We start from the raw sequence: 13,996 nt of genomic DNA on the forward strand, positions 1-13,996 counted from the left end.
TGTTGTGAGGTGCTAATTCCTCTGTATCAGGAACTTTACCTTCAGCTGACGCGGGCCTTACGCACGCCTTCGGACAGCGACTTGCACAGCCCCAGCACACCATCGACAGCCTGGGCTGGCGTGGTCGCGTTGGCGATATGGTCGATCAGCGCCGAGCCCACCACCACACCGTCCGCCAAACGTGCGATGGACGCCGCCTGCTCCGGAGTACGAATGCCGAAACCGATGCTGATCGGCAGATCAGTGTGGCGACGCAGACGGGTCACCGCCTCTTCGACGTGTTCCAGAGTCGCCGCACCGGCACCGGTCACCCCGGCCACCGACACGTAGTAAACGAAGCCCGAACTGCCATTGAGCACTTTCGGCAGGCGCGCATCGTCAGTGGTCGGGGTGGTCAGGCGGATGAAGTCCAGACCGGCAGCCTGTGCCGGGTCGCACAGTTCGGCGTTGTGCTCCGGCGGCATGTCGACCACGATCAGACCATCAACGCCCGCCGCTTTGGCATCAGCGATGAAACGCTCAACGCCGTACATGTGGATCGGGTTGAAGTAGCCCATCAGCACCAGCGGCGTGTCGCTGTTGCCTTCGCGGAACTCGCGGACCATCTGCAGGGTTTTCGCCAGATTCTGCCTGGCGCCCAAGGCACGGATGTTTGCCAGTTGAATCGCCGGGCCATCGGCCATCGGGTCGGTAAACGGCATGCCCAACTCGATCACGTCGGCGCCAGCGCCCGGCAGGCCTTTGAGAATCGCCAGCGAGGTGTCGTAGTCCGGGTCACCGGCGGTGACGAAGGTCACCAGCGCGGCGCGATTCTGTTGCTTGAGGTCGGCAAAACGGGTTTGCAGGCGGCTCATCAGTGTTTCTCCTGCTTGGACTGTTCCATATGGTGCATGACGGTCTGCATGTCTTTGTCGCCACGGCCCGACAGGTTGACCACCATCAGGTGATCCTTCGGCAGTTTCGGCGCACGTTTGAACACTTCAGCCAACGCATGAGCGCTTTCCAGTGCCGGGATGATGCCTTCGAGGCGGCAGCACTTGTGGAACGCGGCGAGGGCTTCGTCGTCAGTCACCGAGGTGTACTGGACGCGGCCGATGTCATGCAACCAGGCGTGCTCAGGGCCAATGCCCGGATAGTCGAGGCCGGCGGAAATCGAGTGAGCGTCGATGATCTGGCCATCGTCGTCCTGCAGCAGGAAGGTGCGGTTACCGTGCAACACACCCGGTACGCCACCGTTGAGGCTCGCTGCGTGCTTGCCGGTTTCAATGCCGTAACCGGCCGCTTCGACGCCGATGATTTCGACGCTTTGATCATCGAGGAACGGGTGGAACAGGCCCATGGCGTTGGAACCGCCGCCGATGCACGCCACCAGGCTGTCCGGCAGACGACCTTCCTGAGCTTGCAGCTGCTCGCGGGTTTCCTTGCCGATCACGGCTTGGAAGTCGCGCACCATCGCCGGGTACGGGTGCGGGCCGGCCACGGTGCCGATCAGGTAGAACGTGCTGTCGACGTTGGTGACCCAGTCACGCAACGCTTCGTTCATCGCGTCTTTGAGGGTGCCGGTGCCGGCCACCACCGGGATCACTTCGGCGCCCAGCAGCTTCATGCGGAACACGTTGGCCTGCTGACGTTCGATGTCGGTGGTGCCCATGTAGATCACGCAGTCCAGACCGAAACGTGCGGCCACGGTGGCCGTTGCCACGCCGTGCATGCCGGCGCCGGTTTCGGCGATGATGCGTTTTTTGCCCATGCGCCGCGCCAGCAGGATCTGGCCGATGCAATTGTTGATCTTGTGCGCGCCAGTGTGGTTCAGCTCTTCGCGCTTGAGGTAAATCTTCGCACCACCGCAAAACTCGGTCAGACGCTCGGCGAAATACAGCGGGCTTGGACGTCCGACATAGTCACGCTGGAAGTAGGCCAATTCTTCTTTGAATGCAGGATCTTCCTTGGCCGCTTCGTATTCGCGGGCCAGATCGAGGATCAGCGGCATCAGGGTTTCCGCCACGTAGCGGCCGCCGAACGCACCGAACAGGCCGTTATCGTCCGGGCCGTTGCGCAGATTGGAAGTGTTCGAAGTCTGGGTCATGGTGTGCTCCAGGTGAATTCGGGTAAGAAGACAATGGCGTTCACTCTACCCCTGACCTTCCAGGCTGAAAACCGATAAGATCGCCACAACCTGTCAGGAAATCTCACAGATACCATGAGCCACGACCTTCCCCCGCTGAACGCCTTGCGCGCATTTGAAGCCACCGCCCGGCTGAACAGCGTCAGCCAGGCGGCCGAACAGCTGCACGTCACGCATGGCGCGGTTAGCCGTCAGCTCAAGGTGCTCGAAGAGCATCTGGGCGTGAGCCTGTTCGTCAAGGAGGGTCGCGGCTTGAAACTCACAGATGCCGGTGTTCGACTGCGAGATGCCAGCGGTGAAGCCTTTGATCGGTTGCGCAGTGTCTGTGCCGAGCTGACGCAAAGCACCGCTGATGCGCCGTTCGTGCTTGGCTGCTCCGGCAGTCTGTTGGCGCGATGGTTCATCCCACGCCTGGGGCGGCTCAACGCCGATCTGCCGGACTTGCGTCTGCACTTGTCAGCGGGTGAAGGTGATCTCGATCCACGGCGCCCAGGGCTGGATGCCTTGCTGCTATTCGCCGAGCCGCCATGGCCGGCCGACATGCAGGTCTACGAACTGGCCGCAGAACGCATCGGCCCGGTGATGAGTCCGCTGTTCAGCGGTTATCAACGCCTGCAATCCGCGCCGGCCGCGGCCTTGCTCAATGAACCGCTGCTGCACACCACTTCCCGCCCACAAGCCTGGCCGAGCTGGGCACAGCAAAACCACCTCGACGCCAAGGCGTTGAAGCTCGGGCAAGGTTTTGAGCATTTGTATTATTTGCTGGAAGCGGCAGTGGCCGGGCTCGGCGTGGCAATCGCGCCGGAGCCGTTGGTGATTGAAGATTTGAAGGCCGGTCGCCTGGTTGCGCCATGGGGCTTCTGCGAAACCCCGGCGCAACTGGCGTTGTGGCTAACCAAGCGCTCCGCAGACGGGCGCGCCCGGCAACTGGCGCAATGGCTCAAGAACGAGCTGCGCCAGAGCGATCACTCGCCGCGCTTGAACAGCAGGTAAGCGGCCAGCAGACCGATTGCACCAACTGCCACACCGGCAGTGGTCCAAGGATGTTCCTGAGCGTAATCGCGGGTGGCGATGCCGGTCTCGCGGGTTTTCACTTTGACTTCCTCATAGGCATCGCTGAGCAGGCTGCGCGAGTGCTTCAGTGCGCTTTCGGCGTTGCTTTTGAGCGCCTTGAGGGTCTTGCGCGACTCGTCCGAAGCGTCGTCTTTCAAGCTTTCCAACGATTTGAGCAGACTCTCGATCTCGGCTTCCATGCTTTGCAACGAGGCTTTACGTAAAGAGGTGTTGGCCATGGTGGCTCTCCTGCATTGGTGATGAGTGGCGTGTGTTGGTTGGGACTTCAGCGGTTTGAGAAAGTGCAGAAAATCTGAACTTCGCTTGCGCCGGGCCGCCGAAATCAACAGTGCAGATTCACTGCTAGTCTCAAATCCACACATCAATTCCAAACGCCAAGGAGATCGCCATGAGTGACCATCACACGTACAAGAAAGTCGAGCTGGTCGGCTCGTCCACCAGCAGCATCGAAGACGCCATCAACAACGCGCTGGCTGAAGCGAACAAGAGCATCAAGCATCTGGAATGGTTTGAAGTGGTCGATACCCGTGGCCACATCAAGGACGGCAAGGCTGCGCATTTTCAGGTAACACTCAAAGTGGGCTTTCGCATTGCCAGCAGCTGACTTTGGGCTACGCTTCTGAACTTGCGCGCTGGCCGAGTGCCATAGGAATGGCAAAGCGCTACAAGGTGAGTGCATCGGGAGACCTGATGCCCACCTCTTTTAATCCGACCAGGGAGTGCGACCGATGAAGAAGTTCATATTGGCAGTAGGTTTGTTGAGCCTTGCGGGTGGCGCGTTGGCTGCTGGCAAGCCTTGTGAAGAGTTGAAAAGCGAGATCGCGGCGAAACTGGATGCCAAGGGCGTTTCCGGGTATTCGCTGGAGGTTGTCGACAAGGGTGCCGCTGCTGGCGGCAAGGTCGTCGGCACCTGTGAAGGCGGCGCCAAGGAAATCGTCTACAAACGCGGTTGATCGCGCCTGAAATGCAAAAGCCGACGCGAAGGCGTCGGCTTTTTTGTGGGCGATGATTTACCTGTAGGCGCTGCGGCAACCTGCGATCTTTTGATTTTGGTTAAAAGAATCAGATCAAAAGATCGCAGCCTCGTGTCACTCGACAGCTCCTACACGGGGGCCGCGTTATCCTTTCATGACCTGCGCCAGCAGTTCGTAGGAATGCACGCGATCGGCGTGCTCATACAGGTCGCAGGTGAAAATCAGCTCATCGGCCTGGGTCTGCTCGACCAGCACCTCCAGCTTCGCACGGATTTTCTGTGGGCTGCCGACCATCGCCAGGCCGAGGAAATCTCCCACCGCCTCACGTTCATGGGGCAGCCACAGGCCGTCCATGGTTTTCACCGGTGGACGCTGCACCAGACTCTGTCCACGCATCAGCGCGAGAATTCGCTGGTATACCGACGTCGCCAGATAGTCGGCCTGCTCATCGGTATCGGCTGCCACCAACGGCACCCCGAGCATCACGTACGGCTTGTCGAGCACCGCCGACGGTTTGAAGTGATTGCGATAGACGCGAATCGCCTCATGCATGAAGCGCGGGGCGAAGTGCGAGGCGAAGGCGTAGGGCAACCCGCGCTCACCGGCCAGTTGCGCGCTGAACAGGCTGGAACCAAGCAACCAGATCGGCACGTTGGTACCGGTGCCGGGCATGGCGATCACCCGTTGGTCCGGGGTGCGCGGGCCGAGAAAACGCACCAGCTCGGCGACGTCTTCCGGGAAATCATCGGCGCTGCCGGAACGCTCGCGGCGCAAGGCGCGGGCAGTCATCTGGTCGGAGCCGGGCGCGCGGCCCAGCCCCAGATCGATGCGTCCCGGATAGAGGCTTTCGAGAGTGCCGAACTGCTCGGCGATCACCAGCGGCGCATGGTTGGGCAGCATCACCCCACCGGAGCCGACGCGAATCGTCGAGGTGCCGCCGGCCAGATAACCCAGCAGTACCGAGGTGGCAGAACTGGCGATGCCGTCCATGTTGTGGTGTTCGGCGACCCAGAAGCGGGTGTAGCCGAATTTCTCGACGTGCTGCGCCAGATCCAGTGAATTGCGCAGCGATTGTGCCGGACTGCCGTTCTCGCGCACCGGCACCAGATCGAGGGTGGAAAATTTTACGTCGGACAGTTGCTTCATAAACCTGCGTCTCCGAGTGGTCTGCAGGTTTTTTCTTGCGAACGAAAACCTGCCGAATTCATAAGCGTGTTCTGTGCAATGAGGGCATATACCCGAGTTTCAATAGCTGAGAGAAAAATCCTACTAAAAAAGTCAACGATTCACTCGGGCTGAACTTTGTTCCGGCGTCTATCCTCAGAAGCCTTGCAAGCAAAAACCACGACGGCGCGGCGTTCCGCGCCAGATCTTGAGGAGGCAGATATGGCTATCGTGAAGAAAGCATCCGCGCATTGGGCAGGCGATCTGAAAACCGGCATCGGCTCGATCTCTACCGAGACCGGCGTCCTCAGAGAAGCACCCTACGGCTTCAAGGCCCGCTTCGAAGGCGGCAAGGGCACCAACCCGGAAGAACTGATCGGCGCCGCACATGCCGGCTGTTTTTCCATGGCGTTTTCGATGATTTTGGGCGATGCGGGCCTGAAGGCCGAGAGCATCGACACTCAGGCAGAGGTTACGCTGGATCAGGTCGAGGGTGGCTTTGCCATCACTGCGATCAAGTTGATCCTCAAGGCGAAAATCCCTGGCGCTACTCAGGCGCAGTTTGAAGAACTGAGCAACAAGGCCAAGGAAGGGTGCCCGGTGTCCAAGGTATTGAATGCGAAGATTACCCTTGAGGCATCATTAGTCAGTTGAGTCATCGCTGACAGGATCTGATGCCATCGCGAGCAGGCTCACTCCTACAGGAATCTCGGTTGTTCACAATTGTTGTGTCCGCTGGAGATCGAATGTAGGAGTGAGCCTGCTCGCGATGGCGATCCTAAAAGCACCGTAGAGCCTGAAGATGTGAGCGAAGTCAGAACCCGCGCTGCAAAAATATGGTCGAATAAGTGACAGCAGCTTCAGCGCACGCCCGTGCGCGCTGCCCCATGGAGCTTCAAGATTATGAAACGTATTGGCTTGGCGATCCTCTGCAGTGCATTGGCCACAACGGTTCTGGCCGCACCGAAAGACTGTGAAGAACTCAGGAAAGAAATCGAAGTAAAGATCCAGGCGAACGCCGTGCCGTCCTACACGCTGGAAATCGTCAGCAAGGAAGAGGCCGACAAGCACGACGTGGCCATGGTCGTCGGCACCTGTGAAAACGGCAGCAAAGCGATCATTTACCAGAAGAACGACAACTGATCCGTCTCAGCTGAGGCAATCCATGTCGTGATCCTCGGCAACGATCTCACGCTTGGCGTTGTACAGACGGGCGCTCGGCGTGAACCCTAGCGAACGCCCCTCCAGCAGATAACGCTGCCCGGCTTCGAAATGGTCGTAGCGGATATACAAATAGCACAGTCGCTCGACGGGACCGGTCATCAGACTGCCGCCGCCGCCAAACACCTCGAAGTCAAACCGCACCCGCAGCTCATGGCTGCCGGGGGTGACCTGGAAGAAACGCCCGTCGCTCAGGCGTTGATTATCCAGGCGCTCGGCCATGAGCAGTTTTCCGCCGGGGGTCGGGGTCGAGAAATCGACCCAGGCCATTTGCGGATCAATCGGCGGCAATGGGGTCTGACAGCCAGCGACAGCGCCGACCGCGAGCAACAACATCAACTTGCGCATGATGGATGTCCAGGGATTCAGACCTCCAGCATAGCGCTGATCAGGTGCGCTGACAGCCCGCCGGTGTGCCCTGGCCGACCACATTACGCTGCTCGTCATAGAGCTTGGCCCATGGCCGGAAACCGATGCTGCCAGCTTGCAGCTGATAACGCTGGCCGGCATTGAAGTCCTTGAATGTCACCTTCAACTGGCAGTCGCGCCACAGCGGTTCGGCATCGGGGCCGATGTTGGTGGCTTCGACCGGGAACTGATAACGCACCTGCAATTGGTGACTGCCGGGCTCGACTTCAAAATAACGTTTGTCGACGGTCGTCTTGTCATCGACCTTCAGCGCTTGCAGCGCTGTGTCCTGTTGCCGGGCATCGAGATCGATCCAGGCTTGCGAGGGGTCAGGATCGGGCATTCCGAATCCGGCACAACCGGCCAGCGTCAGCAGGCCTCCTGTCAGCAACAACATGCGCATAGCGAAGCTCCAGATGGCGGGATAGTCTTGCGGGCAGACTTTCCAAAGGATTTTTATTTTGAGCAGGCCGCTTCCAAGCCATGGGGTACTTGATCGCGTTTTTCGGATTTTGTTTCCGGGTGTGATGTTTTTGTTGCTCAACGGTTGTTCCAGCGTCAGCTATTACAGCCAATTGGCCAGCGGTCAGTTGCAGCTGCTGCGGGCACGTGAACCGGTAGCCAAGGTGATCGCCGACCCCAGTCGCGACGCCAAGCTGCGCACGCACCTGATCCAGTCGCAGAAAGCCCGAGCCTTCGCCAGCGAACACCTGCACCTGCCCGACAACCAGAGCTATCGGCTGTACGCCGACATCGGCCGGCCGTATGTGGTGTGGAACGTGTTCGCCACCCCGGAGTTTTCCCTCAAGCCGCAGAACCATTGCTTCCCGATCGCCGGTTGCGTGGCCTATCGCGGCTACTACAGCCAGAGCGCCGCGCGCGGCGAAGCGGCGATCCAGCGTCTGCAAGGCATGGACGTGTCGATTGGCGGCGTCGAGGCCTATTCGACCCTCGGCTGGTTCAATGACCCGATCCTCAATTCGATGATGGGCTGGGGCGATGAGCGCCTGGCCACGCTGATCTTTCATGAACTGGCGCATCAGCGCTTCTATGTGAAGGACGACACCGAGTTCAACGAGTCCTTTGCCACGTTTGTCGAACAGGAAGGCACCCGGCAGTGGCGGGCGTTTCGTGGTCTGCCTGCGGATACCGACTCGCGGCTCAAGCAGCGGGATCAGTTCATCGAGCTGGTACTGGAAACGCGGTCGCGGCTTGAAGCGCTTTACGCCCAGCCGCTGCCGGCCGAGCAGATGCGCGAGCGAAAGGCGGCGCAATTCGAGCGGTTTCGGCGCGATTACCGGGTGATGCGTGACAGTCAGTGGGCCGGGGACAAGCGCTATGACGCGTGGGTGAATATGCCGCTGAACAATGCGCGGCTGTTGCCGTTCGGACTGTATGACCAGTGGGTGCCGGCGTTTGCGGCACTGTTCAGGCAGGTTGGGGGGGATTGGGTGCGGTTTTATGCTGAGGTCGAGAAGTTGGGTGGTTTAGCTCTCGAGCAACGCAAGGCGGCTTTGAAAATATTGGCAGAAACAAACAGTTGAGTTGATTGGGACGACGTCATCGCGAGCAGGCTCACTCCTACAGGGGCAACGCATTCCAAATGTAGGAGTGAGCCTGCTCGCGATAGCAATCTGATCAGCGCTGCAAAAACGCCTGATGCAACTCGGCCAGCGTTTCAAAGTGATAAGCCGGCGCTTCGGCATTCAACTCTTCAAAACTGCCAAACCCATATCCCACCGCCGCCGCATCCACACCGTTGCTGCGCGCGCCGATCAAATCATGCTTGCGATCACCGATCATCAGCGTATTAGCCGGGTCCAGCCCTTCTTCGGCGATCAGGTGCGCGATCAGCTCGACCTTGTTGGTCCGCGTGCCATCCAGCTCACTGCCGTAGATCACCTTGAAGTGTTTGGCGAAGTCGAAGTGCCGGGCGATTTCCCGGGCAAATTCCCAAGGTTTGGAGGTCGCGATATACAGCTGTCGCCCTTGGCCGCTCAGGGTTTCCAGCAACGGCGTGACGCCATCGAACACACGGTTTTCGTACAGGCCGGTGACCTTGAAGCGCTCGCGATAGAAATTCACCGCCTCCCAGGCCTTGGCCTCATCGAAGCCATAAAACTGCATGAACGCCTGCAACAGCGGCGGGCCGATGAAGTGTTCGAGTTTGCTCAGGTCCGGCTCATCGATGCCGAGCTTGCCGAGGGCGAACTGGATGGAACGGGTGATGCCCTCACGCGGGTCGGTCAGGGTGCCATCAAGGTCGAACAGTACGGTCTGGTAATGCATGAGAAATCCTGTGCAGGTGTAAGGCGATTCAGCGCTGATCGTAGCCTTCGGCCAGATGCAGGTCCTTGAGCTTCACGTAGTTGGCCGCGCTGTAGGTGAAGAAGGCGCGTTCCTTGTCGGTCAACGGGCGGACCTGTTTCACCGGGCTGCCCACGTACAGGAAACCGCTTTCAAGGCGCTTGCCCGGTGGCACCAGGCTGCCGGCGCCGATGATCACGTCATCCTCGACCACCGCGCCGTCCATGACGATGCTGCCCATGCCGATCAGCACGCGACTGCCGACGCTGCAGCCATGCAGCATGACCTTGTGGGCGATGGTCACGTCATCGCCGATCAGCAGCGGGAAACCGTCCGGGTTGAACGGCCCGGCGTGGGTAATGTGCAGCACGCAGCCGTCCTGCACGCTGGTGCGCGCACCGATGCGGATGCGGTGCATGTCGCCACGGATCACGGTCAGCGGCCACACGGAGCTGTCTTCGCCGATTTCGACGTCGCCGATCACCACCGCGGAGGCGTCGACAAACGCGCCTTTGCTCAAGCGAGGGGTGTGATTCTGGTACTTGCGAACGGACACGATAATTTCTCTCTCTGTCGCCGATAGCTGCGGTGAGTGTCGATTGTAATTAAGATGGGCACATGTTTCTTCCAGCCAAGGTGCCAACCGTGAGCGTGAACAACCCTCTTCTGCAGTCCTACGACCTGCCGCCGTTCTCCACGATCCGTGCCGAACACGTGCTGCCAGCCATCGAAACCATTCTGGCCGACAACCGAGCCGCCATCGCCGAAATTCTCAAGACCCAGGGTCAGAACCCTACGTGGGCCGGCCTGGTACTGGCGATGGACGAACTCAACGATCGCCTCGGCGCTGCCTGGAGCCCGGTCAGCCACCTCAACGCCGTGTGCAACAGCGCCGAACTGCGCGAAGCGTACGAGTCGTGCCTGCCAGCCCTGAGCGCCTACTCCACCGAGATGGGCCAGAATCGCGAACTGTTCCAGGCTTATGAAGCGCTGGCCAACAGCCCGGAAGCCGCCGGTTTCGACGTGGCGCAAAAGACCATTCTGGAACACGCCCTGCGCGATTTCCGTCTGTCGGGTATCGACCTGCCGGAAGCCGAACAGAAGCGCTACGCCGAAGTGCAGAGCAAACTGTCCGAGCTGGGCAGCCGCTTCTCCAACCAGTTGCTCGATGCCACGCAAGCCTGGACCAAGCACGTCACCGACGAAGCCGCCCTCGCCGGCCTGACCGATTCGGCCAAGGCGCAAATGGCCGCCGCTGCGCAGGCCAAAGGCCTCGACGGCTGGCTGATCACCCTGGAATTCCCGAGCTACTACGCGGTGATGACCTACGCCCAGGACCGCAAGCTGCGTGAAGAAGTCTACGCCGCCTACTGCACCCGTGCCTCGGACCAAGGCCCGAACGCCGGGCAGAACGATAACGGCCCGGTCATGGAAGAGATCCTCGACCTGCGTCAGGAGCTGGCAAAGCTCTTGGGTTTCGCCAGTTTCTCCGAACTGAGCCTGGCGACCAAAATGGCCGAATCCAGCGATCAGGTGCTGAGCTTCCTGCGCGACCTGGCCAAGCGCAGCAAGCCGTTCGCTGCGCAGGATCTGCAACAACTGCGCGCCTACGCCGCCGAACAGGGCTGCGCCGATCTGCAAAGCTGGGACAGCGGTTTCTACGGGGAAAAACTCCGCGAGCAGCGCTACAGCGTCGCTCAGGAAACCCTGCGCGCCTACTTCCCGATCGATAAAGTCCTCAGCGGTCTGTTCGCGATCGTCCAGCGCCTGTACGGCATCGAAATCGCCGAACTGAAAGGCTTCGACACCTGGCACCCGGACGTGCGTCTGTTCGAAATCAAGGAGAACGGCCAGCACGTCGGCCGCTTCTTCTTCGACCTCTACGCCCGCGCCAACAAGCGTGGCGGGGCGTGGATGGACGGCGCCCGCGACCGTCGCCGCACCGTTGACGGCGTGTTGCAAAGTCCGGTCGCCAACCTGGTGTGCAACTTCACCCCGGCCGACAGCGGCAAGCCTGCCCTGCTGACCCACGACGAAGTGACCACCCTGTTTCACGAATTCGGTCACGGCCTGCATCACCTGCTGACCCGCGTCGATCACGCCGGTGTTTCCGGGATCAACGGCGTGGCGTGGGATGCGGTCGAGCTGCCGAGCCAGTTCATGGAAAACTGGTGCTGGGAGCCGGAAGGCCTGGCGCTGATCTCCGGTCACTACGAAACCGGCGAGCCGCTGCCGCAAGACCTGCTGGAAAAAATGCTCGCGGCGAAAAACTTCCAGTCCGGGTTGATGATGGTCCGTCAGCTGGAATTCTCGCTGTTCGACTTCGAACTGCACGCCACTCACGGTGACGGCCGCAGCGTGGCGCAAGTGCTGGAAGGCGTGCGCGACGAGGTGTCGGTGATGCGTCCACCGGCGTACAACCGCTTCCCCAACAGCTTCGCGCACATCTTCGCCGGCGGTTACGCCGCGGGTTACTACAGCTACAAGTGGGCGGAAGTGCTGTCAGCCGATGCCTTCTCCAGGTTCGAAGAAGACGGCGTGCTCAACGCCGAGACCGGGCGCGCCTTCCGCGAAGCGATTCTGGCGCGCGGTGGCTCACAGGCACCGATGGTGCTGTTCGTCGACTTCCGTGGCCGTGAGCCATCGATTGACGCACTCTTGCGTCATAGCGGCCTGAGTGAGGACGCAGCAGCATGAGTGAGGCACCTGTGATTACCAAGAAGCGCTTTATCGCCGGGGCTGTCTGCCCGGCGTGCAGCGAGCCGGACAAACTGATGATGTGGAACGAGGACAGCGTGCCGCACCGTGAGTGCGTGGCCTGCGGTTACTCGGATACGCTGAACGAGCAGGGGCTGTCGGTTCCCAAGGAACTGGGCACGCGGGTCAATACCAGCGCGCTCAAGCCAGCGCCGGACAAAACCGTCCAGGCCGTGCAGTTCTTTCCGAATCCGAAGCTGAAGAAAAAGTCCGAGGACTGAGCCGGCGAATGACCCTCCACGGTGCAATGCCGTGGAGGGTGCGGCTTACTTGAGGTTGACCGACTGGAACCAGCTCTTCATCGAGCAGGTGGCAAAGGCACTGGTGCTGCAATCGCCGTTGGCCAACGCGGTGCGCAGTTTGTCGACATCGGCTTGCATCACGTAACGCACGCCATCCTTGAAATGGCCGCTTTCACCAAAACCGCCCTGCGTCATTTCATTCAGCGCGTCTTCCTTGCTCCAGCCTTGCACCACAATCCGGTACATCGCCGCCATCAGGCCGGTGCGGTCGGAACCGTGTTTGCAGTGCATCAGCACCGGGCCATTGGCTTCGGCTGTCTGAATCGCGCGCAGGGTCTTGAGCACATCGGCGTCATCGACGTGGTTGGTGCGATAGGGCAGTTGCACTTGATTGATGCCCGGCTCGGACAGCCAACTGCTGTCAGCTTCCGGCAAGAAGTTGATCACCGTCGCCACTTTGAGATTCTTCAGCAATGGAACCACACCACCGTCGGGCAAGGCGCTGCGGTAAAGCGTTGGTGACATCTGGAACAGGTTGTATTGCACTTCAACCGGTTGCGCCCACTCCGGCGGGCGCGATGTGACAGCGGCGTCAGCCTGGGCCGGCATCAAGTGCAACAGGGCAACAAGCGACAAACACAAAGCAGGAAAAAGGCGCACTCGAGACATGCTGGGCTGACCGTATCGGAATTCATCAATGAAAGGCCTCGCAGCTTCCACGTATGCCGGTCAAAGCCCTGTGAGGCACTTGTCAAAGAATCGTGAATCCGGGCGATTTCATTGAGCGCCCGCTAAAAAAACCGCAGCTTTTTCCGCTGAATCGGTTCATCCCGATGCGTAGCCTGCTACCATTTGTCACACGATGTTGCAGGCGTCCCCCTTTTCCCGGTCAAACTCCGGGCCACGCCGCGACGAAAAATGCTCAAGCCGTTCGCAGAAACGGACAACCATCAATGCCTGATGAGGTGTACTTCCATGTCTGATGCAGATCGAGACAACCCGCGGCGTGAGTTCTTGCGCAAATCCCTGACCCTGATTCCCGTGGTCACCCTCGCCGGTACAGGTCTGGGCAGCAGCGTGTTGCAAGCTGCGCCTCAAGCCTCCCCGGCGACGCCCGCAGCAGCCCCGGCGAAAACCGAGGCCGGCGCTTACCAGCCGAGCTATTTCACCGCCGAGGAATGGGCCTTCATCAACGCCGCCGTGGCGCACCTGATTCCCAACGACGAGCAAGGCCCGGGTGCCCTGGAAGCCGGCGTGCCGGAATACATCGACCGCCAGATGAACACCCCGTACGCCGCCGGTGCCCTGTGGTACATGCAAGGCCCGTTCAACGCCGACGCTGCGCCGGAGATGGGCTGGCAGAGCAAACTGGTGCCCAAAGAGATCTATCGCCTGGGCATCTCTGCCACGGATCAGTGGGCAAAATCGCTCAACGGTAAAACATTTGCCGAGCAAGACAGCGCTACCCGAGAAGATTTGCTCAAGCAGCTCGAAGCCGGCAAACCACAGTTCGATGCAGTTCCGGCGAAGATTTTCTTCAGCCTGCTGCTGCAAAACACCAAGGAAGGGTTCTTCTGCGACCCGATCCACGGCGGCAATAAAGGCATGGTCGGCTGGACCATGATCGGCTTCCCCGGCGCCCGCGCTGATTTCATGGACTGGGTGGAACGCAACGAGCAATACCCCTTCCCGGCAGTTTCGATTCGCGGCGAGAGGGCGTGAGC

General features: G+C 60.3%; 18 protein-coding genes. 9 read left to right on the top strand and 9 right to left on the bottom strand.

Annotation, left to right across the window (positions count from 1 at the left end; translation table 11 throughout):
• Positions 1 to 41: 41 nt before the first annotated feature.
• Together trpA and trpB are read right to left on the bottom strand one after the other, a co-directional pair.
• Positions 42 to 854, bottom strand: a complete 813-nt coding sequence (trpA, locus tag PMI25_RS21725; protein ID WP_007962827.1) for a tryptophan synthase subunit alpha — start codon at positions 852 to 854, stop codon at positions 42 to 44.
• Complete coding sequence (trpB, locus tag PMI25_RS21730; protein ID WP_007962826.1) at positions 854 to 2,086, bottom strand: tryptophan synthase subunit beta; 1,233 nt, start codon at positions 2,084 to 2,086, stop codon at positions 854 to 856. The genes trpA and trpB overlap by 1 nt, the downstream gene beginning before the upstream one ends.
• Before the next feature lie 114 nt (positions 2,087 to 2,200).
• Between trpB and PMI25_RS21735 the strand changes: the two genes are divergently transcribed.
• A complete protein-coding gene (locus tag PMI25_RS21735; protein WP_007962825.1) occupies positions 2,201 to 3,118 on the top strand; it encodes a LysR family transcriptional regulator in 918 nt (305 codons plus the stop codon).
• Here the strand turns inward: PMI25_RS21735 and PMI25_RS21740 are convergent.
• Positions 3,091 to 3,417: a DUF883 family protein gene (locus PMI25_RS21740; RefSeq protein WP_003220391.1), complete on the bottom strand. Its 327-nt coding sequence runs from the start codon at positions 3,415 to 3,417 to the stop codon at positions 3,091 to 3,093. The genes PMI25_RS21735 and PMI25_RS21740 overlap by 28 nt on opposite strands.
• A gap of 170 nt (positions 3,418 to 3,587) precedes the next feature.
• Here PMI25_RS21740 and PMI25_RS21745 point away from each other — a divergent pair, with 170 nt between their 5' ends.
• Positions 3,588 to 3,803, top strand: a complete 216-nt coding sequence (locus PMI25_RS21745; protein ID WP_003220389.1) for a dodecin — start codon at positions 3,588 to 3,590, stop codon at positions 3,801 to 3,803.
• Positions 3,804 to 3,927: 124 nt separating this feature from the next.
• Complete coding sequence (locus PMI25_RS21750) at positions 3,928 to 4,152, top strand: DUF1161 domain-containing protein (protein WP_007962820.1); 225 nt, start codon at positions 3,928 to 3,930, stop codon at positions 4,150 to 4,152.
• 165 nt (positions 4,153 to 4,317) lie between these two features.
• On the opposite strand, the gene PMI25_RS21755 is transcribed toward PMI25_RS21750, so the two are convergent.
• Positions 4,318 to 5,319 (bottom strand): LLM class flavin-dependent oxidoreductase, encoded by a 1,002-nt coding sequence (locus PMI25_RS21755; protein ID WP_007962819.1) that lies wholly within the window; start codon positions 5,317 to 5,319, stop codon positions 4,318 to 4,320.
• A 240-nt stretch (positions 5,320 to 5,559) separates the two neighbouring features.
• On the opposite strand from PMI25_RS21755, the gene PMI25_RS21760 reads away from it, so the two are divergent.
• Both PMI25_RS21760 and PMI25_RS21765 read left to right on the top strand, forming a co-directional pair.
• The gene (locus PMI25_RS21760) at positions 5,560 to 5,991 is read left to right on the top strand and encodes an OsmC family protein (protein ID WP_007962818.1); all 432 of its coding nucleotides are present in this window, start codon (positions 5,560 to 5,562) and stop codon (positions 5,989 to 5,991) included.
• A gap of 249 nt (positions 5,992 to 6,240) precedes the next feature.
• Positions 6,241 to 6,480 carry a DUF1161 domain-containing protein gene (locus tag PMI25_RS21765; protein WP_007962817.1) on the top strand — a complete coding sequence of 80 codons (240 nt, stop codon included), beginning with the start codon at positions 6,241 to 6,243 and terminating at the stop codon, positions 6,478 to 6,480.
• 6 nt (positions 6,481 to 6,486) lie between these two features.
• Here PMI25_RS21765 and PMI25_RS21770 read toward each other — a convergent pair whose 3' ends face one another.
• A complete protein-coding gene (locus tag PMI25_RS21770) occupies positions 6,487 to 6,906 on the bottom strand; it encodes a PA0061/PA0062 family lipoprotein (RefSeq protein ID WP_007962816.1) in 420 nt (139 codons plus the stop codon).
• 40 nt (positions 6,907 to 6,946) lie between these two features.
• Positions 6,947 to 7,369 carry a PA0061/PA0062 family lipoprotein gene (locus PMI25_RS21775; RefSeq protein WP_007962815.1) on the bottom strand — a complete coding sequence of 141 codons (423 nt, stop codon included), beginning with the start codon at positions 7,367 to 7,369 and terminating at the stop codon, positions 6,947 to 6,949.
• 58 nt (positions 7,370 to 7,427) lie between these two features.
• Here PMI25_RS21775 and PMI25_RS21780 point away from each other — a divergent pair, with 58 nt between their 5' ends.
• Complete coding sequence (locus PMI25_RS21780) at positions 7,428 to 8,510, top strand: aminopeptidase (protein WP_045122160.1); 1,083 nt, start codon at positions 7,428 to 7,430, stop codon at positions 8,508 to 8,510.
• A gap of 94 nt (positions 8,511 to 8,604) precedes the next feature.
• Here PMI25_RS21780 and PMI25_RS21785 read toward each other — a convergent pair whose 3' ends face one another.
• Together PMI25_RS21785 and PMI25_RS21790 are read right to left on the bottom strand one after the other, a co-directional pair.
• Entirely contained in the window at positions 8,605 to 9,255 is a 651-nt protein-coding gene (locus PMI25_RS21785) for an HAD family hydrolase (protein ID WP_007962813.1), read from the bottom strand.
• A 28-nt stretch (positions 9,256 to 9,283) separates the two neighbouring features.
• Positions 9,284 to 9,829, bottom strand: coding sequence for a gamma carbonic anhydrase family protein (locus tag PMI25_RS21790; protein ID WP_007962812.1), 546 nt, complete (start codon positions 9,827 to 9,829; stop codon positions 9,284 to 9,286).
• 62 nt (positions 9,830 to 9,891) lie between these two features.
• Here PMI25_RS21790 and prlC point away from each other — a divergent pair, with 62 nt between their 5' ends.
• Together prlC and PMI25_RS21800 are read left to right on the top strand one after the other, a co-directional pair.
• Positions 9,892 to 11,970: an oligopeptidase A gene (prlC, locus tag PMI25_RS21795; protein ID WP_177325737.1), complete on the top strand. Its 2,079-nt coding sequence runs from the start codon at positions 9,892 to 9,894 to the stop codon at positions 11,968 to 11,970.
• Positions 11,967 to 12,251, top strand: coding sequence for a YheV family putative zinc ribbon protein (locus PMI25_RS21800; protein WP_007962808.1), 285 nt, complete (start codon positions 11,967 to 11,969; stop codon positions 12,249 to 12,251). Before prlC ends, PMI25_RS21800 begins: the two co-directional genes overlap by 4 nt.
• Before the next feature lie 45 nt (positions 12,252 to 12,296).
• Here the strand turns inward: PMI25_RS21800 and PMI25_RS21805 are convergent, their stop codons facing one another.
• Positions 12,297 to 12,941: a dual specificity protein phosphatase family protein gene (locus tag PMI25_RS21805; RefSeq protein WP_045122161.1), complete on the bottom strand. Its 645-nt coding sequence runs from the start codon at positions 12,939 to 12,941 to the stop codon at positions 12,297 to 12,299.
• A gap of 306 nt (positions 12,942 to 13,247) precedes the next feature.
• Here PMI25_RS21805 and PMI25_RS21810 point away from each other — a divergent pair, with 306 nt between their 5' ends.
• A complete protein-coding gene (locus PMI25_RS21810) occupies positions 13,248 to 13,994 on the top strand; it encodes a gluconate 2-dehydrogenase subunit 3 family protein (protein ID WP_007962803.1) in 747 nt (248 codons plus the stop codon).
• The last annotated feature ends 2 nt before the right edge of the window (positions 13,995 to 13,996 follow it).

The organism is Pseudomonas sp. GM30, assembly GCF_000282275.2.
Lineage (GTDB): Bacteria > Pseudomonadota > Gammaproteobacteria > Pseudomonadales > Pseudomonadaceae > Aquipseudomonas.